Genomic DNA, 22,039 nt, shown 5'->3' with positions numbered 1-22,039 from the left:
GATGGCAACGGCGTTCGACACCCAGACGCGCACCCTGGTCTCCCAGGCCCAACTGGCCCGCCCGGCCGGGCGCGTCCTGTACTGGACCGTCTTCTGGGTCCTGATGGTCCTGTTCGCGCTGGTCTTCCTGTTCCCGCTGTACTGGATGATCACCGGCGGCCTGAAGTCCCCGCAGGAGATCATCCAGACCCCGCCCACCGTGGTGCCGCACGCGGCCCACCCGGGCAACTACTCCACCGCCTGGCAGGTGCTGCACCTGGGCCGGCTGCTGTGGAACACCGCGTACTACGCGCTCGGCGCGCTCGCCCTGCAACTGGTCTTCGACGTGGCCGCCGCCTACGCCATCTCCAAGCTGCGCCCGATCTTCGGCAACGCGGTGCTGTTCGCCATGCTCGCCACCTTGATGATCCCCACCACGGTGATCATCCTGCCGACCTACCTGACCGCCAACAGCCTGCCGTTCCTGCACGTCAGCCTGATCAACACCCCTTGGGCGATCTGGCTGCCGTCGGTGGCCAACGCCTTCAACATCTTCCTGCTGAAGCGGTTCTTCGACTCCATACCGACCGAACTGCTGGCCGCCGCCGCGGTGGACGGCGCCGGGCCGATGCGCACCCTGTGGTCCATCGTGCTGCCGATGTCGCGGCCGATCCTCGGCGTGGTGTCGATCTTCGCGGTCGTCGCGGTCTGGAAGGACTTCCTGTGGCCGCTGCTGACACTGCCGAAGACCTCCGTGCAGACCGTCAACGTCGGCCTCAACCAGCTCAGCGTCGGCATCTCGCAGAACGTGTTCATCGCCGCGCTCGCCATCGCGTGCGTGCCGACGGTGGTGTTCTTCCTGATCTTCCAGCGCAACATCATGTCCGGCCTGACCGCCGGGGCCATGAAGGGCTGACCCGGCCCGCCCCGCCACCCATCCCCACCACCCACGGGCAAGGAGCCTCACCCCGATGACCCCACGCAACGACTCCGCCGCCGCCGGCGCCTGGTGGCGCGACGCCGTCATCTACCAGGTCTACGTGCGCTCCTTCGCGGACGCCGACGGCGACGGTATCGGTGACCTGGCCGGCGTCCGGGCGCGGCTGCCGCACCTGGCCGGGCTCGGCGTCGACGCCCTGTGGTTCAACCCCTGGTACGCCTCCCCGATGGCCGACGCCGGCTACGACGTCGCCGACTACCGGCGCATCGACCCGGCGTTCGGCACGCTGGCCGAGGCCGAGGCGCTGATCGCCGAGGCGCACGAACTCGGCATGCGGATCATCGTCGACATCGTGCCCAACCACGTCTCCGACGCGCACGCGTGGTTCACCGAGGCGGTCACCGCCGGTCCCGGCTCCGCGGCGCGCGAGCTGTTCTGGTTCCGGGCCGGCCGCGGCGCCGACGGCGAACTGCCGCCCACCGACTGGAAGTCGGAGTTCGGCGGGCCGGCCTGGACCCGGGTGACCGAGCCGGACGGCACCCCGGGCGAGTGGTACCTGCACCTGTTCGCCCGCGAGCAGCCCGACCTGAACTGGAACAACCCCAAGGTCCGCGAGGAGCACGAGGACGTCCTGCGGTTCTGGTTCGACCGCGGCGCCGACGGCGTGCGCATCGACTCGGCCACCATGCCCGCCAAGGACCCGGCGCTGCCCGACTTCAACGGCGTCACCCGGCCGCGCCCGCACCCGTTCGTCGACCGCGACGAGGTGCACGAGATCTACCGCGCCTGGCGCGCGCTGGCCGACTCCTACCCCGAGCCGCGCGCCCTGATCGGCGAGGTCTGGCTGGACGACCCCGGGCGCTTCGCCAACTACCTGCGTCCCGACGAGATGCACACCGCGTTCAACTTCGACTACCTCAACTGCCCCTGGGACGGCCCCGCGCTGCGTACCGTCATCGACGGCACGCTGGCCGCGCACGCGCCGGTCGGGGCGCCGGCCACCTGGGTGCTGTCCAACCATGACGTGACCCGGCACGTGACCCGCTACGGGCGCGAGGAGACCGCGATGGGCCGCGCCCCGCAGCGGCACGGCGCGCCCAGCGACCGCGCGCTCGGCACCCGCCGCGCACGCGCCGCGCTGCTGCTCAACCTGGCGCTGCCCGGCTCCTGTTACGTCTACCAGGGCGAGGAACTCGGGCTGTGGGAGGTCGAGGACATCCCCGACGCCGACCGCCAGGACCCGTTCTTCCACCGCTCCGGCGGCGCCGACCCGGGCCGCGACGGCTGCCGGGTGCCGCTGCCGTGGGGCGGAACGCGGGCGCCGTTCGGCTTCAGCCCCGAGGGCGCCGGGCAGCGGCCGTGGCTGCCGCAGCCGGCCGCCTGGGCGGACTTCACGGTCGAGGCGCAGGAGGCCGACCCGGACTCCATGCTGCGGCTGTACCGCGACGCGCTGGGGCTGCGCCGGGCCGAGGACGCCCTGCACGGTGCGGAGTTCGGCTGGCTGTCCGACGGCGGCGAGGCGGTGCTGGACTTCCGCCGCGGCGACGGCTTCCGCTGCCTGGTCAACGTCTCCGGAGCCCCGGCCGCGCTGCCCGACGGCGCCCGGGTGCTGCTGTCCAGCGGGCCGCTGCCGGCCGACGGCACGCTGCCGGCCGACACCGCGGTGTGGCTGCGCGGCTGACGGCACACCACACGAAGGGGGTGCCCCCAGGTCCTCAACGGGCCTGCGGGGCACCCCCCTCGGCGTTACGGGCGGGGACGGCGGAACGGAGGGCGGTACGGCGCACGGGCGGGGGCCGGACGGCGGGCGGACAGCGCCGGACGGGCCTCGCGGGGCGTCACGAACGGGCGAGGTGCTCCACGAGCATGGCGGGCAGCGTGCGCGGGGCGGTGGAGCCGCGGACGACGAGTTCCGGCTCGTGCAGCAGTTCCTTGGGCGCCGGGGAGTTACCGTCGATCTGGTTGACCAGCAGGGTGACCGCGGCCCGGGCCATCGCCTCGATCGGCTGGCGCAGCGTGGTCAGCGGCGGGTCGGTGTAGTTCATGAACGCCGAGTCGTCGAAGCCGACCACCGAGACGTCACCGGGCACCGACAGGCCCGCCCGGCGGGCGGCGCGGACCGCGCCGAGGGCCAGTATGTCGCTGCCGCAGATCAGCGCGGTGGCACCGGCGGCCAGCAGTTCGGCGGCGACCGCCTGGCCGCCCTCGAAGGAGAACAGCGCCTGCCCGATCCGCCCGGCGGTGTCCATCCGGGCCCGCTCGGCGAGCCGGTTGAACGCGGCGGTCTTGCGGCGCGAGGGGGTGTGGTCGGCCGGTCCCACCATCAGCGCGATGTCGCGGTGGCCCAGCGCGGTGAGGTGGTGGAAGGCCTGCTCGACGGCGGCGGCGTCGTCGGTGGAGACCTGCGGGAAGCCGAGCTGTCCGCCGTCCAGCAGCGCCGCGAAGTGCTCCTGCGGCATGCCGCTGTAGTCGACGGCGGCGTTGAGCAGCACGACCGGCACGCCGCGGCCCAGCAGGTGCTGGTACTCCTCGGCGCTCAGCCCGCCGCAGAAGACGACGCCGGAGACCTGCTGGTCCAGCAGCATCGCCACGTACTCCGCCTCGGTCAGCCCGCCGGCGGTGCGGGTGCACAGCACCGGGGTGAAGCCGAGCTGCACCAGCGCGCCGCCGACCACCTCGGCCAGCGCCGGGAAGATCGGGTTCTGCAGCTCCGGGAGCACCAGGCCCACCAACCGGGCGCGGACACCCCGCAGTTGGGTGGGCCGTTCGTAGCCGAGCACGTCCAGGGCGGTCAGTACGGCCCGCCGGGTGGAGTCGGAGACGCCCGGCTTGCCGTTCAACACCCGGCTCACGGTCGCCTCGCTCACGCCCACCTTGCGGGCCACTTCGGCGAGTCTGCGCGTCATGACAGCATCGTCGCGGGAGTTGCGCCGCCTTGCATAGACCAGCTTGAGACTTTCAGAGAACTTCTCGGTTCTTGCGACAACTTCGCAGCTACTTGCGCAAGCAGATGTCATCGCAGGTCAGCGACGCGACAAGCCGACCGGCCGGGGTGCCGGGCCGCTCGGTCCGGAGGTTCCGCTTCCGGGCAGCGCGCCCGCGGACAGCGCGGAGGGGCCCGCACCCCGTACAGGGTGTGGGCCCCTCGCTCGCGTAGCTCGTGGCCGAGCCAGAACCGCTTGGGGGCGGTTCAGCCTGCGGTGGCCAGCCGGACCATGTCCGCCTGCGGCCCCTTCTGGCCCTGCGAGATCTCGAACTCGACTCGCTGACCTTCCTCGAGGGTGCGGTAGCCGTCCATCTGGATCGCGCTGTAGTGCACGAAGACGTCCGCACCACCGTCGACCGCGATGAAGCCGTAGCCCTTCTCCGCGTTGAACCACTTGACGGTGCCCTGAGCCATCCTGAACTCCCCTATTACTGGCTCCTGCACGGGCCCGCCCTCCGCGGGTCCGTGGCCGTGCCCCACCCCCGGAATGCGCCGGGGCGCGCGCCGGAATGGGGTCGACCGCGGCTGAATGTATCTGGACGGCAGCCCTGTGCAACAGAGCATTCCGCCGGGAATTCTGGACGCACCTGATCGGTGGTTTCCGGAAATCGATAAACAATCCGGGGCAACCCGGACCGGGCATAAGGCACCGACACGACAAATGGTGCCCGAATTCGAGGCACAACTTCTCGCGTTGTCATATGTCATCGGCACATGCGCGTACCGGTCCTTCAAGGAGTGCTGCGGTGCGCCAGGCCCGGTGGAACGGCCGGTTTTCGAGGTTTCGACAGCGCGGAGCGTTGTTCTGACCTACGGGACATCCGCTGTCCTCATTCACCCTACCGTGCCTGAGGGCGTGCGCCTGCCCCACGGGTCAGATGAATAAACGGGGCTGCCGGCGGAAATTCCGAGGGACCGGAACGCGTCACCATTCGGCCGACGTGTTTCCGGTCCCTCGGGGGCGCGCGGCGGGGCGTACGGCCGGCCGGCGCGCGGGGTGCGGTGGAGCGGGTGGGGCTGGTGGGGCGGGACAGCAGGTGGGGCGGCAGGGGTCAGCAGCCGCCGGCCACCGCGGGGATGATCGAGACGCCGGCGCCGTCCGGGGTGGCCGTCGCCAGGCCCTCGTCGAACCGGACGTCGTCGTCGTTGACGTAGACGTTCACGAACCGGCGCAGCTTGCCCTGGTCGTCCAGCACCCGCGCGGAGATGCCGGGGTGGGCCTTCTCCAGCGAGTCCAGCACCTCGGCGAGCGTGCCGCCGTCGGCCGGAACCTCCGCCTTGCCGCCGGTGTAGGTGCGCAGGATGGTCGGGATGCGAACGGTGACGCTCATGCGAGGCCAGCCTCTCGGAACGAGTCAAGGGTGGGACGGATGACGGCGGTCATCCCGGTCGAGGGCGCCACGGCGTCCAGGGTCTTCAGGCCGTCGCCGGTGTTGATCGCGACGGTCTCGGCGGCCGGGTCGAGCTGCCCGCTCTCGATGAGCTTGCGCAGCACGCCGATGGTCACCCCGCCCGCGGTCTCGGTGAAGATCCCCTCGGTGCGGGCCAGTTGCTTGATGGCGGCCACGATCTGCTCGTCGTCGACGTCCTCCACCGCGCCGCCGGTGCGCCGGGCGATGTCGAGCACGTAGGGGCCGTCGGCCGGGTTGCCGATGGCGAGCGACTTGGCGATGGTGTCCGGCCTGACCGGCCGCACCACGTCGTGGCCGGCCTTGAACGCGGCCGACACCGGCGAGCACCCCTCGGCCTGGGCGCCGTAGATCCGGTACGGCTTGTCCGCCACCAGGCCGAGCCTGATCAGCTCCTGGAGCCCCTTGTCGATCTTGGTGAGCTGCGAGCCGGAGGCGATCGGGATCACGATGTTGTCCGGCAGCCGCCAGCCGAGCTGCTCGCAGATCTCGAACGCGAGGGTCTTGGACCCCTCGCCGTAGTAGGGGCGCAGGTTGACGTTGGTGAAGCCCCAGTTCTCGCCGATCGGGTCGCCGATCAGCTCGCTGCAGAAGCGGTTGACGTCGTCGTAGGTGCCCTCGATGCCGACGAGCTCACCGCCGTAGACCGCCGCCATCACCACCTTGCCGGCCTCCAGGTCGGCGGGGATGAAGACGCAGGAGCGGAAGCCGGCCCGGACGGCGGCGGCGCCGACCGCGCCGGCCAGGTTGCCGGTGGAGGAGCACGACAAGGTGGTCAGACCGAAGGTGCGGGCCGCCTCGACGGCGATGGCCACCACGCGGTCCTTGAAGGAGTGCGTGGGGTTGCCGGAGTCGTCCTTGACGTACAGGCCGCCGGTGACGCCGAGTTCGGCGGCCAGCCGGTCGGCCTTGACCAGCTTGGTGAAGCCCGGGTTCAGGTTGGGCTTGTCGGTGACGTCGGCCGGTACCGGCAGCAGCGGCGCGTACCGCCAGATGTTCTGCGGGCCGGCCTCGATCCGGGCGCGCAGGGCTTCCGGTCCCTCGTCGCCGAAGTCGTAGGCGACCTCCAGCGGGCCGAAACACTCCTCGCAGGCGAAGACCGGGCCGAGCGGGACGCGGGCGCCGCACTCCCGGCAGGACAGCGCGACGGCCGGGCCGAACGCGGAGGGGGCATCGGGGTTCGCGGGCGCCGGACCGGGGTCGGTCGTACCGGGCGCGGGGGATTGCACAGCCATGGGTCGAGGCCTCTTCCTCATCTTCCTCACGGCGTATCTCACCGCGAGACGGAATTGGCACCTTCCCCACCATGACCTCGCGGTCGGCGGGAGGGTTGCCGGGGCTTCAACGGGCCGTTCCCTCTGCCCCTCTGGATGAGCGGTATGGCACCGGGCACCGGCCCGGGCGTTTGTGTCGCCCTCGACTGTAACCGACCCGCCGGAGTCCTGAGACGGCTGTCCGCCCTGCGAGACGCCTGCCCCGGTCCGGGCACGGCCGACCGGGGGACGGCGGGCGCTCGGCGGGCGGTGCCGGGCGGCCGTCAGGTTTGGGGCCGCCGGGGTGCGGCAAGGCTGCCCGCATGATCGCTGCCCCCGCTTCCCGGTCCGCCGCGCAGGTCCTGGTCGCCTCGAACCGCGGCCCGGTGTCCTACACGCGCGCCGACGACGGCACCCTGACCGCCCGGCGCGGCGGCGGCGGCCTGGTCTCCGGACTGAGCGCGATCGGCCCGGACGCCGGCGCGGTCTGGGTGTGCGCGGCCCTGTCGGACGGCGACCGCGCGGCCGTCGCGGCCACCGACGGCGGGCGGCTGGACCCGGCGGACTCCGGCGGGCAGCGCGTCCACATGCTGGGGATCGACCCGCAGGTGTACGCCGGCGCCTACAACGGCGTCGCCAACTCGGTGCTGTGGTTCATCCACCACCTGCTCTACCAGACCCCGCTGGAACCCTCGTTCGACCAGGACTTCCGCACCCAGTGGTCGGCCTACCGCGAGTACAACGGCGCCTTCGCCGACGCGCTCGCCGAGGAGGCCGGGCAGGGCGCGGCCGTCCTCGTCCAGGACTACCACCTGTCGCTGACCCCGCGGATGCTGCGCGAGCGCCGCCCGGACCTGCGCATCGGGCACTTCTCGCACACCCCGTGGGCGCCGCCGGACTACTTCCGCCTGCTGCCCGACGACGTGGCCGAGCAGGTGCTGCTGGGCGTGCTGGGCGCCGACCGGGCGGCGTTCCTGACCCGGCGGTGGGCGCGGGCGTTCACCGAGTGCGCGGCGCAGCTGCTGGGCGCGGAGACCGGCGAGCGCGACGGCGAGCCGACCGTCACCCATCAGGGCCGCACGACCCGGATCGGGGTGCACGGGCTCGGCGCCGACGGGGACTTCCTGCGCGAGCGCGGCCACCGCGCGGACGTCGCGGACCGGATGGCGGCGCTGCGCGAACGCATCGGCCCGGACCGCAAGGTCATCGTGCGGGTGGACCGCACCGAGCTGTCGAAGAACATCGTGCGCGGCCTGTGGTCCTACGAACGCCTGCTGGAGACCCACCCGGAGTGGGTCGGCCGCGTCACGCACGTGGCGTTCGCCTATCCCTCGCGCTACGACCTGGCCGTCTACCGCGAGTACACCGACACCGTGCGCGAGGTCGCCGAGGGCATCAACGAGCGGTTCGGCACGCCGGACTGGCTGCCGGTGCTGCTGCACGTCGAGGACGACTTCGCCCGGTCGCTGGCCGCCTACCGGATCGCGGACGTGGCGCTGGTCAACCCGATCCGCGACGGCATGAACCTGGTCGCCAAGGAGGTCCCGGTGCTGTCCGACCGGGGCTGCGCGCTGGTGCTGTCCCGGGAGGCCGGCGCCTTCGAGGAACTCGGCGGCGACTCGATCGTCGTCAACCCCTACGACATCGAGGCGACCGCGGACGCGCTGCACCGGGCGCTGTCCATGCCGGACGACGAACGCGCGGAACGCACCGGACGGCTGGCCGCCGCGGCGACCGCCCTGCCGCCGGCCACCTGGTTCACCGACCAGCTGCGGGCGCTGGGCGGCTGACGGGGGTCTTCGACGGTTGCCGGTGCCGGGCGGTCGACGGAGGTCTTCGAGGGTTGCCGGGGTCTTCGACGGGCGCCGGTACCGGGCCGCCGGCGGAGGTCCGCACCGGCTGACGGAACCCGGTCCCGGGCGGGTCGACGGAGGTCCGCCACGGCTTACGGAACCCGGCCCCGGGCCGCAGCTGATCGGGGGTCTGCCACGGCAAACCCGGTCCCGGGCGGTCGACGCGGGCCCTTCGACAGGCGCCGGTACCGGGCCGCCGGCGGAGGTCCGCACCGGCTGACGGAACCCGCTCCCGCCCGGCCCGACGGAACCCCGGTCCCGGCTGCCGCCGGGTCCCGCGGCGGCTACTCCAGCGCGTCCGCCAGCGCCGCCAGCAGTTCCACGACCGCGGCCGGGCCGGGCAGGACCAGGTCGGCGCGGGCGGAGAGGTCGGGGACGTCGGTGGCGGCGCTGGCGACCAGGACCCCGCCGGTGCCGTCGGCGCGCAGCCGGTCGACCGCGTCGAAGGCCGCCAGGTCGCCCAGGTCGTCGCCGCCGTAGAGCACCGCGGACGCACCGGCGTGCCGCACGTAGGAGGTGAGCGCGACGCCCTTGTCCACGCCGGGCGGGCGCAGTTCCAGGACCATGCTGCCGGGTTCCAGCTTCAGGCCGTGCCGGTCGGCCAGCTCGCGCAGCGGTTCGCGCAGCGCCTCGAAGGCGGCGCGGGGGTCGGCGGCGCGGCGGGTGTGGACGGCGACCGCGCGGCCGCCCTTGTCCTCCACCCAGGTGCCCTGCGGCGCGTCGGCCAGCAGCGCCGGGAGTTCGGCGCGGGCGGCGGCCACCGCGGGGTCGTCGCCGGGGCCGTCGGTCCGCCCGGTGGCGGCGTCCCAGCGTTCGGCGCCGTAGTGGCCCAGTACGACCAGGTGCTCCAGGCCCGGCACCCCGGCGAAGCCGCCGTAGGCGACCGCGGTGGCCGCCGGGCGTCCGGTGAGCACCACGACGGAGCCCAGCTTCGGCGCCAGCTGGGCGAGCGCGGGCACGGCGTCGGGGTGGGCGCGGGCCTGCTCGGGGTCGGGGACGATGGGGGCGAGGGTGCCGTCGAAGTCCAGGACGACGACGGCCCGCTCGGGCGCGGCCAGCAGCGCGGCGAGCCCGGCGCGGCCGGCGGCGGTGGACGGTTCGGGAAGCGTGGCGTGCGGAAGGCGGCCCATGCGGCCGACCCTACCCAGGCGGGGGCCGGGCTATGGGCGTCCGCGGCGGGCGTCCCGCGCGCGGCGCAGCCGGTTGACGGTGTTCGGGGCGTGCGCCAGGGCCCGCGCGTCGTCCAGCAGTGCGTTGAGCTGCTGGTAGTACAGCACCGGTGACATGCCGAGCCGTTCGCGTATCGCGCGTTCCTTCACGCCGGGCGACGGCCACTGCCGCCCCTCCAGGTCGAGTACGGCGCGGTCGCGTGCCGTGAGCCCGGCCGGTCCGTCCGTCTGCTCGTCTGGGCCGTCCACGCCCGAGACGTTACTCCGCACCACTGACGGAGAACATGGCATGGGTGTCCCGTCCCCGTTCGAAGGAGCCGTTCCGCATGAGTGCCGCCCCCGCCTCCCCCTCGTCCCCCACTCCGTCCTCCCCCTCGGCCTCCTCGGCCTCCTCACCCGCGTCCCCCGCGTCCGCCACCGCCCCGGCCTCCCCTTCGCGCACCGCCGCCGAGATCGCCTCGCAGCCGGCGCTGTGGCTGCGCGCGGAGCGGCTGGCACCGGGGCTGGCCGGGCTGCCGGCGCCCGGCGAGCGGGTCGCGGTCACCGGCTGCGGCACGTCGTGGTTCATGGCCCAGGCGTACGCGGCGCTGCGGGAGGGGGCCGGGCTCGGCGAGACGGACGCGCACGCGGCGTCGCAGTTCCCGCGCGGGCGTTCGTACGACCGGGTGATCGCGCTCACCCGGTCCGGTACGACCACCGAGGTGCTGGAGCTGCTGGGCGCGCTGCGCGGCTCGGTGCCGACGACCGCGCTGACCGCCGACCCGTCGACACCGGTGATGACGGCGGCCGACGAGGTCGTGGTGCTGGACTTCGCCGACGAGGAGTCGGTGGTGCAGACCCGGTTCGCCACCACCGCGCTGGTGCTGCTGCGGGCGGCGCTGGCCGCGCGGGGGCCGCTGCCGGGGGTGGGCAGCGTGGCGGACGCGGTGCGCGACTGCGCGGCGGCGCTGGCCCGGCCGCTGCCGCGCGCGGCACTCGACGCCGACCAGTTGACGTTCCTGGGCGGCGGGTGGGCGTACGGGCTGGCGCAGGAGGCGGCGCTGAAGATGCGTGAGGCGGCCTGCTCGTGGACCGAGTCCTATCCCGCGATGGAGTACCGGCACGGGCCGATCGCGATCACCGCGCCGGGTCGGGTGGCCTGGATGTTCGGGCCCGCGCCGGCCGGACTGGCCGAGGACGTCGCCCGGGTCGGCGGCACGTTCCTGGACTCGCAGCTGGACCCGCTGGCCGAACTGGTGCGCGCCCAGCGGGTCGCGGTGGCCCGCGCGGAGGCGGCCGGCTTCGACCCCGACACCCCGCGCAACCTCACCCGCAGCGTCGTCCTGGGCTGACCGGCGGCCCCGCGGGGGGTGTTGCCGGGGCGGCCGACGGGTGAAAGCCCTGCGGAAGCTCACCTGTGGACTAGACCTTTCACGGTAGGTGGCCCCAGACTGGACCGCGTGAGACACGTCATCGCGCTGGATGTCGGCGGCACCGGGATGAAAGCCGCCCTGATGGACCGCCACGGGGTGCCGCTGCACCAGGCGCGGCGGCCGACCGGGCGGGACCGGGGCCCGCAGTCCGTCGTGGCGTCGGTACTGGACTTCGCGGCGGAGCTGCGGGCGTACGGCATACGGGAGTTCGGCGAACCGGCCGCCGCGGCCGGCGTCGCGGTACCCGGCGTGGTGGACGACGCGGCCGGGGTCGCGGTGTACTCCGCCAACCTCGGCTGGCGTGACGTGCCGCTGCGCGCCGCGCTGGCCGAACGCCTGTCGGGCGCCCCGGTGGCGCTCGGCCACGACCTGCGCTGCGGCGGCCTGGCGGAGGGGCGGCTGGGCGCCGGGCGCGGCCGGGACCGGTTCCTGTTCGTGGCCCTGGGCACCGGCATCGCCGCCGCGATCGGACTGGGCGGCCGGATCGAGGCCGGCGCGAACGGCGGGGCCGGCGAGATCGGCCACATCGTGGTGCGCCCGGACGGCCTGCCGTGCCCGTGCGGGCAGCGCGGCTGCCTGGAGACGCTGGCGTCGGCCGCCGCGGTGACCCGGCTGTGGGCGGCGGCCTGCGGCGATCCGGCGGCGACCGCGGCCGACTGCGCGCAGGCCGTCGAACGCGGCGACCCGGCGGCGGTCGCGGTGTGGACCGCGGCGGTCGACGCGCTCGCCGACGGCCTGGTGACCGGGCTGACCTTGCTGGACCCGGGCACGGTGATCGTCGGCGGCGGGCTGGCGGAGGCCGGCGAGACGCTGCTGACGCCGCTGCGCGAAGCGGTCGCCGCCCGGCTGACCTTCCAGCGCGAGCCGGAGATCGTCCCGGCGGCGCTGGGCGACGCGGCGGGCTGCCTGGGCGCGGGCCTGCTGGCGTGGGACCGGCTGGACGCAGTGCACGACGACCTGACCGTGGACGATGACGTGGAGGTGTCCGGCTGATGGCCGCTCACAGCAGCACTCGGCGCGAGGTGTTGGGCGGGGCGCGCGTCGTTTCGCCGTCCGGGATCTTCGACGCCGCCCTCGCGGTGGACGGCGGCCGGATCGCCGCGGCGCGCGACGGGGAGGCGGTGACCGCCGACCTGTCCGGGCACTGGATCGTGCCGGGCTTCGTCGACATGCACGTGCACGGCGGCGGCGGCGCGTCGTTCTCGGCGGGCAGCGCCGAGGAGGCGCTGACGGTGATCGGCACCCACCGCGCGCACGGCACCACCACGATGGCCGCGTCCACCGTCACCGGTGACCTGGAGGACCTGGCCCGGCAGGCGGCGGTGCTGTCGGAACTCGTCGAGCAGGGCGACCTGGCCGGCCTGCACTTCGAGGGCCCGTTCATCTCCCCGCACCGCTGCGGCGCCCACCAGCCGTCGCTGCTGCGCGACCCCGACCCCTCCGACGTGCGCAAACTGCTGGAGGCGGCCCGCGGCAGCGCGCGGATGATGACGCTGGCGCCGGAACTGCCGGGCGGCCTGGACTCGGTGCGCCTGCTGGTGGAGTGCGGCGTGCTGGCCGCGGTCGGGCACACCGACGGCGACTACCGCGCCACCCGGGAGGCGCTGGACGCCGGCGCGACGGTCGCGACGCACCTGTTCAACGCCATGCCGGCCATCGGCCACCGCGCACCCGGCCCGGTGGTGGCGCTGCTGGAGGACGAGCGGGTCACCGTCGAGCTGATCAACGACGGCACCCATCTGGACCCCTCGGTGCTGCAACTGGCGTACCGGTCGGCGGGCGCCGGCCGGGTGGCGTTCATCACCGACGCCATGGGCGCGGCCGGGATGAGCGACGGGCGCTATCCGCTCGGCCCGATGGAGGTCGACGTCCTGGACGGCGTGGCCCGGCTGGTGGAGGGCGGTTCGATCGCCGGCTCGACGCTCACCCTCGACGTCGCCTTCCGGCGCGCGGTCACCGTCGACCGCCTGCCGGTCACCGACGTGGTCCGGGCCATCTCCGCCAACCCGGCCCGGCTGCTCGGCGTCGACGACCGCGTCGGCTCCCTGGAGCCCGGCAAGGACGCGGACCTGGTCGTTCTCGACGAGGCGTTCACCGTGACCGGCGTCATGCGGAAGGGTGAATGGATCGTGCGCCCGCCGCTGGGTTAGTCCAGGATGAAGCCCCGGCCCGGACCGCGAAGAACGCGGCGGTCCGGGCCGCGGCGTTGTCGTGGGCCGGACCGCGGTGGCCGGCGCGGCGGCGGGCGGGCCGCGGTGCGGTCACGCCGGGCGGCCCGGACGGTCGGGGACGACGTCCTTACCGGACCGACCAGTTGGGGTACGCATGCCGCTCGTCAGCACCGGCCGCCTGATCACCGACGCGCAGCGGCGCGGGGTGGGCCTCGCCGCGTTCAACGTCATCACCCTGGAGCACGCCGAGGCGATCGCGGCCGGCGCGGAGGCCGCCGGGCGGCCCGCGGTGCTCCAGTTGAGCGAGAACGCGGTCCGCTTCCGCGCGGGCCGGCCCGGCCCGCTGGCGGCGGCCGTCGCACGGATCGCGCAGGAGTCCTCCGCGCCGCTGTCGCTGCATCTGGACCACGTCGTCAGCGTCGAGCTGCTGCACTCGGCACCCGAACTGGGCGCCTCCTCCGTCATGTTCGACGCCTCGAAGCTGGAGTACGAGGACAACGTGAAGGCCACCGCCGAGGCGGTCCGCTTCGGCCATGACGAAGGGCTGTGGGTGGAGGCCGAGTTGGGCGCGGTCGGCGGCAAGGCGGGCGACGCGCACACGCCGGGGGTGCGTACCGATCCGGCGGAGGCGGCCGCCTACACCGCGGCCACCGGGATCGACGCGCTGGCGGTCGCGGTGGGCAGCACGCACGCGATGACCCGGCGCACCGCGGCCCTGGACCACCGGCTCATCGCCAGGCTGCGGGAGGCGGTGCCGGTGCCGCTGGTGCTGCACGGTTCCTCGGGCGTACCGGACGGGGAGATCCGCCGGGCGGTGGACGCCGGCATGGTGAAGATCAACGTGGGCACCGCCTTGAACACCGCGTTCACCGGCGCGGTGCGCGACCGGCTGGCCGCGCACCCCGAGGGCGTCGACCCGCGCGCGTACCTCGCGCCGGCCCGCACCGCGATGACGCAGACGGTCGCGCACTTCCTCGCCGTGATCGACGTCTCGCCGTGATCGACGTCACCCACTGACCGGGGTCCCGGCGTGATCACGGTCCGCCGTGATCACGGCCCGCCCCGCAAGGGGCGTGCCGGGCGACCGCGTCAGTTGGTCTTGAGCCAGAGGCGGTCGAGGTCGAACGCGCACTGGTTGCCCTGCGCGCAGGAGACCTCGATGGTGTTGGCGCCCTGCTTGACGTTGACCACCGACCAGGTCTGCGTCCACGCGTGGGTGGGGTCGCTCTGGTGGGTGAAGTTGTCCAGGTTTATCGGCCGGGACTGCGCGGTGCCGTTGACCGTCAAGGTGGCGGAGGCGGGCTGGCCGGCGTTGCCGTAGCCGACGTAGAGCCGGTAGGTCCCGGCGGTCGGCACGTTGACGTTCCAGGTGGCCGAGTCGCCGACGTTGGGCATCGTGACGTAGGAGCCGTTGGGGCCCTGCGCGCCCTGGTCGGTGCTGGCGACCGCGGCCTTGCCGCCGAGGGTGAGCGAGGCGCCGAACTGCTTGGGGAGGCTGGCGTTCGGGTCGGCGGCCGAGGCGCTGGGCGCCGCCGAGGCGGTGTCCGTCGGCTGGTCGGACTGGCCGGCGGTCGGCTGCTTGTTCTGGTGGTCCCCGGTGGCGACCGCGATGCCGATGCCGGCCGCGACGACCACGACGACCGCGATGGCGCCGATCATCAGACCGCGGCGGTTGGGCGACCCGCCGGCCGCGCGTCCGGCGGCCCGGCCGCCGCGCGGCGGCTCCGGCGCGCCCTGCGGCTGCTGCTGCGGCGCGCGCTGGCCGGGCGGCTGCTGACCGTACGGCTGCTGCTGGCCGTAGGGCTGTTGCTGCTGCCCCTGCTGGGGGTAGCCGTAGCCGCTCTGCGGGGGCGCGCTGCGGCGTTCGCCGACCCGGCTGACCTGGTGGTACGAGGTACGCGGGACGCCGGGACGTTCCGCCGGAGCGGGCTGGTCGCCCTCTCCTCGGTACAGGTACCCGAAGGGATCGTCCTCCCCGTTCTCGGGCGTGCCGTTATTACCGGCGGTCATCCGCTGTTCACTCCCCACTGGGTCCGGCCACACGGTGACCGGACATGACTGGACCCGGGCGAGCCTACCCCGATCCGGTGAACCCGTGCGTATGACCCGTTCGGGGCCGGGCCGTCCCGGTACTGGTTTCAGCCCGCCCTGCGGTGCTGTTTGCTGCGGCGCTTCTCGTCGTACATCCGCTGGTCCGCCGAGTGCAGGATCTCCTCGACCGTCATGCCGCAGCCCGCCCAGCCGATGCCGAAACTGGCGCCGACCCGCACCGCGCGGCCCTCGACCCGGATCGGCGGGATGATCGCGTTGCGCAGCCGGACCGCGAGCTCCTGGGCGCCGTCGCGGTCGAGGCCGTCGGCGAGGACCACGAACTCGTCGCCGCCGAGCCGGGCCACCGTGTCGCCGTCGCGGACCACGCTGGTCAGCCGGCGGGCGACCTCGATCAGCACCGCGTCGCCGGTGTGGTGGCCGAAGCGGTCGTTGATCGACTTGAAGCCGTCCAGGTCGCAGAAGAGCACCGCGAACCCCTTGCCGGCGCCGGCCTGCGACTCGGGTTCGACGGCGTGCACGTGCGGGTCGTAGGCCGGGGCGGGCGCCGGGAAGTCGTAGCCGAACTCGTCGGTGTCGCCCAGCGTGCCGTCCGGCCGCACCAGGACCGCCTCCGGTCCCGGGTCCGCGCCGAGCGGCTGCGAGCACAGCCGCGAGCCGAGCCGGGAGCGCAGTTCGGCGCTGTTGGGCAGGCCGGTGAGCTGGTCGTGGCTGGCGCGGTGCGCGAGGGCCAGCTCGTGGCGCTTGCGGTCCTCTATGTCCTCGACGTGCGTCAGCAGGAACTTCGGCCCGTCGGAGGTGTCGGCGACCACGGAGTTGCGCAGCGAGACCCACAGGTAGCTGCCGTCGCGGCGGGCCAGCCGCAGTTCGGCCCGGCCGCCGGGCGCCGAGCCGCGCACCAGCGCGGCCCGGTCGTCGGGGTGCACCAGGTCGGCGAACGAGTAGCGGCACAGCACCGAGGCCGGCCGGCCCAGCAGGCGGCACAGCGCGTCGTTGGCCCGCACCAGCTTGGCGTCGTCGCCGCCCATCTCGGCGACCGCCATCCCGCTGGGTGCGTAATCGAAAGCCTGGCGGAAGGATTCCTCACTGGCCCGCAGCGCCTGCTGCTCGCGTTCCAGCCGGACCAGGGCGCGCTGCATGTTGCCGCGCAGCCGCGCGTTGCTGATCGCTATGCCGGCCTGGAAGGAGTACATCGACAGCGCCTCGCGGGCCCACGCGCCCGGGCGGCGGCCGTTGCGCGGCCGGTCCACCGATATGACGCCGACCAGCTCCCGGCCGCCGGAGGGCGCCGCGTACATCGGCGCGAGCAGCCGGTCGTCGGGGTGCCACTCGTCCTCGAACTGCGGCAGCGGACCCTCCGAGCGCCACTGCGGCACGTCGTCCTCGTCCAGCATCCAGCCCTGTTCGAACGGGATGAACCGCAGCGAGCCCCAGCGCTGCGCCATCGACAGCCAGCGCTCCCACGTGGTGCGCGAGCCGACCCGGCCGGCCAGCAGCGCCTCGGCGCCCGGGTCCCCGGCGACGGCGGCCACGATCAGGTCACCGTCGGGACGCACCAGGTTGACGGCGGCCAGCTGGTACCCCAGGCCGTCGACGATGCCGTCCACGACCGCCTGGAGCGTGTCGGCGAGACTGCGCGCGGTGTTGAGGTCCGCCATCACCTGATGCAGCGCCCGGAGTGTGGCGAGGCGTACGTACGGCTCCGACTCGGTGTCCATCTCACCCCCCGGCGAACCCTGGCGGATCAACGCTGGCGTTGTGGTAGTCCTATCGTCCGACTTCCACCGCAACTGAATCACAGCGAGCAGCCCAGCCGGTACACAGGGTCAGCTTTTCCCGCGCCTTGTGACCGAGGTCACACCACATTGCGGCAAGTCGGACACGTCCTGTGGTTTCGTACCGAAAGCTTCTGAACGGCCGGATTAGCAGGGACGTTCCGGGAGCGTACGGCATACGACTGTGCGGACGGCAGCCCGGTCCGGACGTCCGGCGTAGGCCGCGCGGCGCACCGCGGACGGCGGTCGTAGGCAGGACGTAGGTCCCGGGGTGGACACCGCGCCGGACGCGGACCCGTCCACCGGCCGATGCGCCGAGGAGCCGGCGTGGTTAGCGTTGCGAAGCGTGGCATACGACGAAGCCCTCGGGGGCGTTCAGCAGACCTCAGGCCCGGACCGCGCGACGGCGACCGAGGAGGAGTTCCGGGCGGCGATGTCGCGGCTGGCCGGCGGGGTGGCGCTGGTCGCCGCGCACGACCCGGACGAGGGCGCGGCCGGCGAGGACGTCGGCATGACCGCCACCGCCTTCCTGTCGGTCTCCCTGACACCGCCGATGGTGCTGATCAGCGTCCGCACCGGCTCACGGATGGGCGACCTGCTGGAGGGGCAGCCGCTGTGGGCGGTGTCCGTGCTGGCCGAGGGGCAACGCCAGACGGCCGACCGCTTCGCGATGCGCAACCGGATCAGCGACCGCCTGCTGTTCGCCGACCTCCCGCACGAACGCGGCCCGCGCAGCGGCGCGCCCCTGGTCACCGGCGCGCTCGCCAACGTCGAGTGCCGCACCGCCAGCCGCGTCGAGGCCGGCGACCACACGCTGGTGATCGGCCACGTCCTCGCCGCCCACCTCCCCTCCCCCGGCGCCCGCCCGCTGATCCACTTCAAGGGGAGGTACGAGACGCTGGGCTGAGGGGGCGGCTTCGCCGGGGGCGGCTTCGCCGGGACGGGGGGCTTCGGCGGGGGCGGCTTCGCCGGGACGGGGGGCTTCGGCGGGGGCGGCTTCGGCGGTGCGGGGGCGGATTCGCCGGGGGCGGATTCGCCGGGGGCGGATTCGCCGGGGGCGGCTTCGGCGGGACGGGGTGCGGTGGGCTTCGGCGGTGCGGGGTGCGGCGGAGCGGCGGCGCGGCGGTGCGGTGGGCTTCGGCGGTGCGGGGGGGCTTCGGCGGTACGGCTTGCGGCGCTGGGGGCTGCCGGAGCGGGGGCGCGACCGGAGCCGGGGGCTGCCGGAGCAGGAGGGCGGCCGGAGCGGGGGCGCGGCCTGACGGCGCGGGGTGCGGCCGGAGCGGGGGGTGGTTCGGGTCAGTCCCAGTTCTTCGGCGTGCGGGAGCGCTTGGTGTCGGAGCGGGCCCGCTTCTCACGCAAGCGGCGTTCGTTGATGCCGCGGGGGATCTTCGTGGGGCGGCGGGGCTTCGGCGGCGGCGCGGTGGCCTCGGCGATGATGGCGACCAGGCGTTCGGCGGCGGCCTCGCGGTTGCGCCACTGGGAGCGGTGCTCGCTGGAGCGCACGACCACGGCGCCGTCGATCAGGCGGCCGGCCAGCCGTTCCAGGGCGCGGTCCTTCCACACCGCGGGCAGCGCCTCGGTGGCGGCCAGGTCGAACCGCAGCTCGACCTGGGTGTCGCTGGTGTTCACGTTCTGGCCGCCGGGACCGGACGATCGCGAGAAGCGCCACATGAGCTCGGACTCCGGCAGGAAGACCGAGCCGCGGACGACCAGGTTGGCGGACATACCCATCATGGTCCCCCCTTTCCCTCGCCCCTGTCACCGTGATTTGGAACCATGGGTCCCGCCGGTCGCGTTGTGTGTGATGAACACCGACATGACCGGAGAGCGTGACACCGCAAGACACCGAAGGTCAGAGGGGATCAATCACATGCCAGTAAGCCTGTCCAAGGGCGGCAACGTGTCGCTCAGCAAGGAAGCCCCGGGCCTCGCCGCCGTCACCGTCGGTCTCGGCTGGGACGTGCGCACCACGACCGGCACCGACTTCGACCTGGACGCCAGCGCCATCGCCGTCAACACCTCCGGCCAGGTGTACTCCGACGCGCACTTCGTCTTCTTCAACAACAAGTCCACCCCGGACGGCACCATCGTGCACACCGGCGACAACGTCACCGGGGCCGGCGAGGGCGACGACGAGCAGATCAAGGTCAACCTGGCCGGGCTGCCCGCCGACGTCGTCAAGATCGTCTTCCCGGTCTCCATCTACGACGCCGAGAACCGCAACCAGAACTTCGGCCAGGTCCGCAACGCGTTCATCCGCATCGTCAACCAGTCGGGCGGCACCGAGGTCGCGCGGTACGACCTGAGCGAGGACGCCGCCACCGAGACCGCCATGGTCTTCGGCGAGCTGTACCGCAACGGCGCCGAGTGGAAGTTCCGGGCCGTCGGCCAGGGCTACGCCTCCGGCCTGGTCGGCATCGCGCAGGACTTCGGCGTCAACGTCTGAGCCGCGGTACCCCACCGTCCGGGCCGCGGCACCGCGATCCTGCGGGGCTTCGGCGTTCCGGCCCGCTGTGCCACACTCCAGCTGATGGAACCGGCCGCGCGTCAACTGTCGTCAATGCGAGCGTCATACCGGCGCCTCGACGTGCGGCCGGTACGGAGTGCCGTTCGGCGCGCGCCCGGAGGGGGAGCCTTGAGCTCGGAAATCTACTTCAACGACAACTACCGGGACCTGAGCCAGCAGTCAGGCATCAGCGCCGGGTTCCAGTTCGAGTTCTCCTGCCAGCGCTGCCACGACACCTGGCGCTCGCCGTTCGAGGGCTACGCCGGCGCCCGGATGGCCGGCTGGCTCAACCGGGGCGCCAGCGCCGCCTCCGGGCTGCTGGGCCGGCTCGGCGGCGACGTCAGCTCCGCCGCCGACGGCCTGGCGGGCGCCGGCTGGGGCCACGCCCGCGACACCTCGCTGCGCCGGGCGGTCGCCACCGCGCAGAGCCACTTCAGCCGCTGCCCGCGCTGCACCTCGCACGTGTGCGCCCGCTGCTGGAACGCTCAGCAGGGCCTGTGCCTGGTCTGCGCCCCCGACACCGCCGCCGAACTCGCCGCCTCCCGGCAGCGCGGCCTCAACGACGAGGTCTCCGAACGCGGTTACGCGGCCGGCCGGCAGCAGGGCGGCGGGGTCGACGTCCAGACCTCCACCCCGCTCGTCTGCCCCCAGTGCCGCGCCGAGACCCACGGCAGCCGTTTCTGCGGCGGCTGCGGCCACGAACTCGCCCGGCAGAACCACTGCACCGGCTGCGGCGGCACACTGCCCGACGCCGCGGCGTTCTGCCCGGATTGCGGTCACCGCCGCTGAGCACCCCCCGGTCCGGCCGCCCGGCGGCCGGACCGCACGGGTCACCGTCGCGCGGCGGGCGTACGCATCGCGGCGGACGTACACGTCAGGGTGGGCGTACGCGTCGGGGCGGCGTACACGTCACGACGGGCGTACACGTCACGACGGATGGCCGCATCGCGGCGGACGTACACGCCACGACGGGCGTCCACGTCACGGCGTGACGTACACGTCACGACGACCCGCTGCCCGGCCGCCCGCACGCCGGAGCCCTCCTCCCCGGTCCGCGCTTTCCCGCCCCGAGCCGCCTCGCCGCCCCCGCCGCCGCACCGGAGCATCCTCCTGCCCGGGGACGTGCCGCCGGCGACCGGCGAAGGCGTGGCCCTGCCGCCCGGCGGAGGTGTGCCCCGGCGACCGGTGGAGGGGGCCGTCCCGTACCGGCCGCGACGGCGGACGGCGGGGTCGCCTACGATTCCCCGGTGATCGACCTCGGCTACGCGCTGTCCCGCCGCTTTCCCGATCCGCCGCAGACGGACTACCGCACGGCGGACGTGCGCACGCTGCGGCACGATCTGTTCTGCGGTGATGTGTATCTGGCCGAGGGCGAACGGGAGTTGGTGACCGCCTGGGGCTGGGTTCCGGTCCTGGACTTCGCGTGGGCGCTGTGCGACATCGCCGAACTGCTCGACCGCGACCCGATGGGCGGCCGGGCGTCGCGTCCGCAGCACGCCGAGCTGGACTTCACCCAGTCCGCGGACCGGATGCGCTTCGTCCGCCGGTTCGGCTGGGTGGACGTCACGGCGGACTGGGCGCGCGACGAGGCCGTCTCCGTCTCGCACGCCGATCTGCGCCGGGAGGCCCGTGACTTCCTCAACGACGTCGTGGCCGACCTGGTAGACATGCACGACGGTCTGGACGACAACCCGGCCGTGTGGAACCTGATGGCCCGGTTTCCCCGTGTGAACTGACAGGGGGACCGCGCGCTTCCGCATCGCACGCCCTCTCTTCCCCACACCACCGCGGGGCCACCTGCCCCGCCCTTGGCGACTCAGGACGTACATGGAGAACAAGACCGGGCACAGAAGCCGATCCCGGCGCCGTGGCTGCGTCGTGGGTTGTCTGGTCGCCGTCGTCGCGCTGGCCGCCGCCGTCGCGGTGGGTCTGCACCTGTGGCTGGCCTGGCTCAACCGCCCGCCGCCGCTGCCGTCCATCCCCGACGAGTACCTGAGCACCGTCCAGGCCGCCGCCCGCACCTGCCCCCAGGTCAACGTGCCGCTGCTGGCGGCGCAGATCGACGCGGAGAGCCACTGGAACCCGGAGGCCAACTCCGGCCAGGCGCAGGGCATCGCGCAGTTCTACCCGTCGACCTGGTCGGAGTGGGGCAAGGACTACTCGGGCGACGGCACCGCCGACGTGTGGAACCCGCAGGACGCCATCCGCTCCCAGGCCGCCTACATGTGCGCGCTGTTCAAGCAGGTCAAGACGGTCCCCGGCGACCCGACGCAGCTGACCCTGGCCGCCTACAACGCGGGACCGACCGCGGTGATCAACGCCGGCGGCATCCCGCGGATAAGCGAGACCGAGAACTACGTCACCCGCATCGAGGACCTGATACCGGACTACACCAAGACCTACGCCCAGCAGGTGGCCGCCCAGCAGTCGGCCTCCGCGTCCCCGTCACCGAGCTGACGCCCTCGTGACGTCTCCGGCGCGTTCCCCGGCGCGCGGTGCGCTGTTTTCGTGACGTATACGGACCACTTCGTCGTTTT

20 protein-coding genes, 2 pseudogenes and 1 riboswitch are annotated in these 22,039 nt (G+C 73.6%); of the genes and pseudogenes, 12 read left to right on the top strand and 10 right to left on the bottom strand.

Annotated elements, in window-relative coordinates:
- The first annotated feature begins 1 nt into the window (after nucleotide 1).
- Both POF43_RS13570 and POF43_RS13565 read left to right on the top strand, forming a co-directional pair.
- Nucleotides 2–895: a carbohydrate ABC transporter permease gene (locus tag POF43_RS13570; protein WP_271315470.1), complete on the top strand. Its 894-nt coding sequence runs from the start codon at nucleotides 2–4 to the stop codon at nucleotides 893–895.
- 55 nt (nucleotides 896–950) lie between these two features.
- The gene (locus POF43_RS13565) at nucleotides 951–2,600 is read left to right on the top strand and encodes a glycoside hydrolase family 13 protein (protein WP_271325864.1); all 1,650 of its coding nucleotides are present in this window, start codon (nucleotides 951–953) and stop codon (nucleotides 2,598–2,600) included.
- A gap of 157 nt (nucleotides 2,601–2,757) precedes the next feature.
- On the opposite strand, the gene POF43_RS13560 is transcribed toward POF43_RS13565, so the two are convergent.
- The 4 genes from POF43_RS13560 to thrC form a co-directional block, all read right to left on the bottom strand.
- Nucleotides 2,758–3,825, bottom strand: coding sequence for a LacI family DNA-binding transcriptional regulator (locus POF43_RS13560; RefSeq protein WP_271317745.1), 1,068 nt, complete (start codon nucleotides 3,823–3,825; stop codon nucleotides 2,758–2,760).
- Between the two features lie 284 nt (nucleotides 3,826–4,109).
- Nucleotides 4,110–4,319, bottom strand: a complete 210-nt coding sequence (locus POF43_RS13555) for a cold-shock protein (RefSeq protein ID WP_271317744.1) — start codon at nucleotides 4,317–4,319, stop codon at nucleotides 4,110–4,112.
- A 638-nt stretch (nucleotides 4,320–4,957) separates the two neighbouring features.
- Nucleotides 4,958–5,236 (bottom strand): ubiquitin-like small modifier protein 1, encoded by a 279-nt coding sequence (locus tag POF43_RS13550; protein WP_271318650.1) that lies wholly within the window; start codon nucleotides 5,234–5,236, stop codon nucleotides 4,958–4,960.
- Nucleotides 5,233–6,549, bottom strand: a complete 1,317-nt coding sequence (thrC, locus tag POF43_RS13545) for a threonine synthase (protein ID WP_271325079.1) — start codon at nucleotides 6,547–6,549, stop codon at nucleotides 5,233–5,235. Before thrC ends, POF43_RS13550 begins: the two co-directional genes overlap by 4 nt.
- A gap of 14 nt (nucleotides 6,550–6,563) precedes the next feature.
- Nucleotides 6,564–6,691: riboswitch (SAM riboswitch) on the bottom strand.
- Nucleotides 6,692–6,890: 199 nt separating this feature from the next.
- On the opposite strand from thrC, the gene POF43_RS13540 reads away from it, so the two are divergent.
- Complete coding sequence (locus POF43_RS13540) at nucleotides 6,891–8,357, top strand: alpha,alpha-trehalose-phosphate synthase (UDP-forming) (RefSeq protein WP_271325078.1); 1,467 nt, start codon at nucleotides 6,891–6,893, stop codon at nucleotides 8,355–8,357.
- Between the two features lie 347 nt (nucleotides 8,358–8,704).
- Here POF43_RS13540 and otsB read toward each other — a convergent pair whose 3' ends face one another.
- Both otsB and POF43_RS13530 read right to left on the bottom strand, forming a co-directional pair.
- A complete protein-coding gene (gene otsB, locus POF43_RS13535) occupies nucleotides 8,705–9,550 on the bottom strand; it encodes a trehalose-phosphatase (protein ID WP_271325077.1) in 846 nt (281 codons plus the stop codon).
- Between the two features lie 30 nt (nucleotides 9,551–9,580).
- Entirely contained in the window at nucleotides 9,581–9,838 is a 258-nt protein-coding gene (locus tag POF43_RS13530; RefSeq protein ID WP_271325076.1) for a DUF3263 domain-containing protein, read from the bottom strand.
- 77 nt (nucleotides 9,839–9,915) lie between these two features.
- Here POF43_RS13530 and POF43_RS13525 point away from each other — a divergent pair, with 77 nt between their 5' ends.
- The 4 genes from POF43_RS13525 (at nucleotide 9,916) to POF43_RS13510 (ending at nucleotide 14,172) form a co-directional block, all read left to right on the top strand.
- Complete coding sequence (locus POF43_RS13525) at nucleotides 9,916–10,920, top strand: SIS domain-containing protein (protein WP_282704566.1); 1,005 nt, start codon at nucleotides 9,916–9,918, stop codon at nucleotides 10,918–10,920.
- Nucleotides 10,921–11,028: 108 nt separating this feature from the next.
- Nucleotides 11,029–11,994 carry an ROK family protein gene (locus POF43_RS13520; protein WP_271316232.1) on the top strand — a complete coding sequence of 322 codons (966 nt, stop codon included), beginning with the start codon at nucleotides 11,029–11,031 and terminating at the stop codon, nucleotides 11,992–11,994.
- A complete protein-coding gene (nagA, locus tag POF43_RS13515; RefSeq protein ID WP_271324394.1) occupies nucleotides 11,994–13,151 on the top strand; it encodes an N-acetylglucosamine-6-phosphate deacetylase in 1,158 nt (385 codons plus the stop codon). The genes POF43_RS13520 and nagA overlap by 1 nt, the downstream gene beginning before the upstream one ends.
- A gap of 175 nt (nucleotides 13,152–13,326) precedes the next feature.
- Nucleotides 13,327–14,172: a class II fructose-bisphosphate aldolase gene (locus POF43_RS13510; protein ID WP_271324393.1), complete on the top strand. Its 846-nt coding sequence runs from the start codon at nucleotides 13,327–13,329 to the stop codon at nucleotides 14,170–14,172.
- A gap of 89 nt (nucleotides 14,173–14,261) precedes the next feature.
- On the opposite strand, the gene POF43_RS13505 is transcribed toward POF43_RS13510, so the two are convergent.
- The 3 genes and pseudogenes from POF43_RS13505 to POF43_RS13500 form a co-directional block, all read right to left on the bottom strand.
- Complete coding sequence (locus POF43_RS13505) at nucleotides 14,262–15,182, bottom strand: CBM35 domain-containing protein (protein ID WP_271316235.1); 921 nt, start codon at nucleotides 15,180–15,182, stop codon at nucleotides 14,262–14,264.
- A 128-nt stretch (nucleotides 15,183–15,310) separates the two neighbouring features.
- Nucleotides 15,311–15,760: pseudogene (locus tag POF43_RS35140) on the bottom strand (GGDEF domain-containing protein); the annotation flags it as partial.
- Nucleotides 15,761–15,855: 95 nt separating this feature from the next.
- Nucleotides 15,856–16,939, bottom strand: a pseudogene (locus POF43_RS13500) (PAS domain S-box protein); the annotation flags it as partial.
- A 490-nt stretch (nucleotides 16,940–17,429) separates the two neighbouring features.
- Here POF43_RS13500 and POF43_RS13495 point away from each other — a divergent pair.
- Nucleotides 17,430–17,903, top strand: a complete 474-nt coding sequence (locus POF43_RS13495) for a flavin reductase family protein (RefSeq protein ID WP_282704567.1) — start codon at nucleotides 17,430–17,432, stop codon at nucleotides 17,901–17,903.
- Nucleotides 17,904–18,292: 389 nt separating this feature from the next.
- Here POF43_RS13495 and arfB read toward each other — a convergent pair whose 3' ends face one another.
- Nucleotides 18,293–18,730, bottom strand: a complete 438-nt coding sequence (arfB, locus tag POF43_RS13490) for an alternative ribosome rescue aminoacyl-tRNA hydrolase ArfB (protein WP_271325726.1) — start codon at nucleotides 18,728–18,730, stop codon at nucleotides 18,293–18,295.
- Nucleotides 18,731–18,866: 136 nt separating this feature from the next.
- Between arfB and POF43_RS13485 the strand changes: the two genes are divergently transcribed.
- The 4 genes from POF43_RS13485 (at nucleotide 18,867) to POF43_RS13470 (ending at nucleotide 21,959) form a co-directional block, all read left to right on the top strand.
- Complete coding sequence (locus POF43_RS13485) at nucleotides 18,867–19,442, top strand: TerD family protein (protein ID WP_271325727.1); 576 nt, start codon at nucleotides 18,867–18,869, stop codon at nucleotides 19,440–19,442.
- A 189-nt stretch (nucleotides 19,443–19,631) separates the two neighbouring features.
- The gene (locus POF43_RS13480) at nucleotides 19,632–20,291 is read left to right on the top strand and encodes a double zinc ribbon domain-containing protein (RefSeq protein WP_271325728.1); all 660 of its coding nucleotides are present in this window, start codon (nucleotides 19,632–19,634) and stop codon (nucleotides 20,289–20,291) included.
- Nucleotides 20,292–20,749: 458 nt separating this feature from the next.
- Complete coding sequence (locus tag POF43_RS13475; RefSeq protein WP_271316605.1) at nucleotides 20,750–21,238, top strand: hypothetical protein; 489 nt, start codon at nucleotides 20,750–20,752, stop codon at nucleotides 21,236–21,238.
- A gap of 91 nt (nucleotides 21,239–21,329) precedes the next feature.
- Nucleotides 21,330–21,959 (top strand): lytic transglycosylase domain-containing protein, encoded by a 630-nt coding sequence (locus POF43_RS13470; protein ID WP_271316606.1) that lies wholly within the window; start codon nucleotides 21,330–21,332, stop codon nucleotides 21,957–21,959.
- The last annotated feature ends 80 nt before the right edge of the window (nucleotides 21,960–22,039 follow it).

The sequence above is a fragment of the Streptantibioticus silvisoli genome, from assembly GCF_027947535.2.
Lineage (GTDB): Bacteria > Actinomycetota > Actinomycetes > Streptomycetales > Streptomycetaceae > Streptantibioticus_C > Streptantibioticus_C silvisoli.
Note: the sequence above shows the minus strand (reverse complement) of the source record. Positions and strands in the feature narration are given on the sequence as shown.

What these genes read in the sequence shown, in the direction of transcription:
- POF43_RS13570 (WP_271315470.1), top strand. Translation starts at nt 2, where the DNA reads ATGGCAACGGCGTTCGACACCCAGACGCGCACCCTGGTCTCCCAGGCC.
- POF43_RS13565 (WP_271325864.1), top strand. Translation starts at nt 951, where the DNA reads ATGACCCCACGCAACGACTCCGCCGCCGCCGGCGCCTGGTGGCGCGAC.
- POF43_RS13560 (WP_271317745.1), bottom strand. Translation starts at nt 3,825, where the DNA reads ATGACGCGCAGACTCGCCGAAGTGGCCCGCAAGGTGGGCGTGAGCGAG.
- POF43_RS13555 (WP_271317744.1), bottom strand. Translation starts at nt 4,319, where the DNA reads ATGGCTCAGGGCACCGTCAAGTGGTTCAACGCGGAGAAGGGCTACGGC.
- POF43_RS13550 (WP_271318650.1), bottom strand. Translation starts at nt 5,236, where the DNA reads ATGAGCGTCACCGTTCGCATCCCGACCATCCTGCGCACCTACACCGGC.
- thrC (WP_271325079.1), bottom strand. Translation starts at nt 6,549, where the DNA reads ATGGCTGTGCAATCCCCCGCGCCCGGTACGACCGACCCCGGTCCGGCG.
- POF43_RS13540 (WP_271325078.1), top strand. Translation starts at nt 6,891, where the DNA reads ATGATCGCTGCCCCCGCTTCCCGGTCCGCCGCGCAGGTCCTGGTCGCC.
- otsB (WP_271325077.1), bottom strand. Translation starts at nt 9,550, where the DNA reads ATGGGCCGCCTTCCGCACGCCACGCTTCCCGAACCGTCCACCGCCGCC.
- POF43_RS13525 (WP_282704566.1), top strand. Translation starts at nt 9,916, where the DNA reads ATGAGTGCCGCCCCCGCCTCCCCCTCGTCCCCCACTCCGTCCTCCCCC.
- nagA (WP_271324394.1), top strand. Translation starts at nt 11,994, where the DNA reads ATGGCCGCTCACAGCAGCACTCGGCGCGAGGTGTTGGGCGGGGCGCGC.
- POF43_RS13510 (WP_271324393.1), top strand. Translation starts at nt 13,327, where the DNA reads ATGCCGCTCGTCAGCACCGGCCGCCTGATCACCGACGCGCAGCGGCGC.
- POF43_RS13505 (WP_271316235.1), bottom strand. Translation starts at nt 15,182, where the DNA reads ATGACCGCCGGTAATAACGGCACGCCCGAGAACGGGGAGGACGATCCC.
- POF43_RS13495 (WP_282704567.1), top strand. Translation starts at nt 17,430, where the DNA reads ATGTCGCGGCTGGCCGGCGGGGTGGCGCTGGTCGCCGCGCACGACCCG.
- arfB (WP_271325726.1), bottom strand. Translation starts at nt 18,730, where the DNA reads ATGATGGGTATGTCCGCCAACCTGGTCGTCCGCGGCTCGGTCTTCCTG.
- POF43_RS13485 (WP_271325727.1), top strand. Translation starts at nt 18,867, where the DNA reads ATGCCAGTAAGCCTGTCCAAGGGCGGCAACGTGTCGCTCAGCAAGGAA.
- POF43_RS13470 (WP_271316606.1), top strand. Translation starts at nt 21,330, where the DNA reads ATGGAGAACAAGACCGGGCACAGAAGCCGATCCCGGCGCCGTGGCTGC.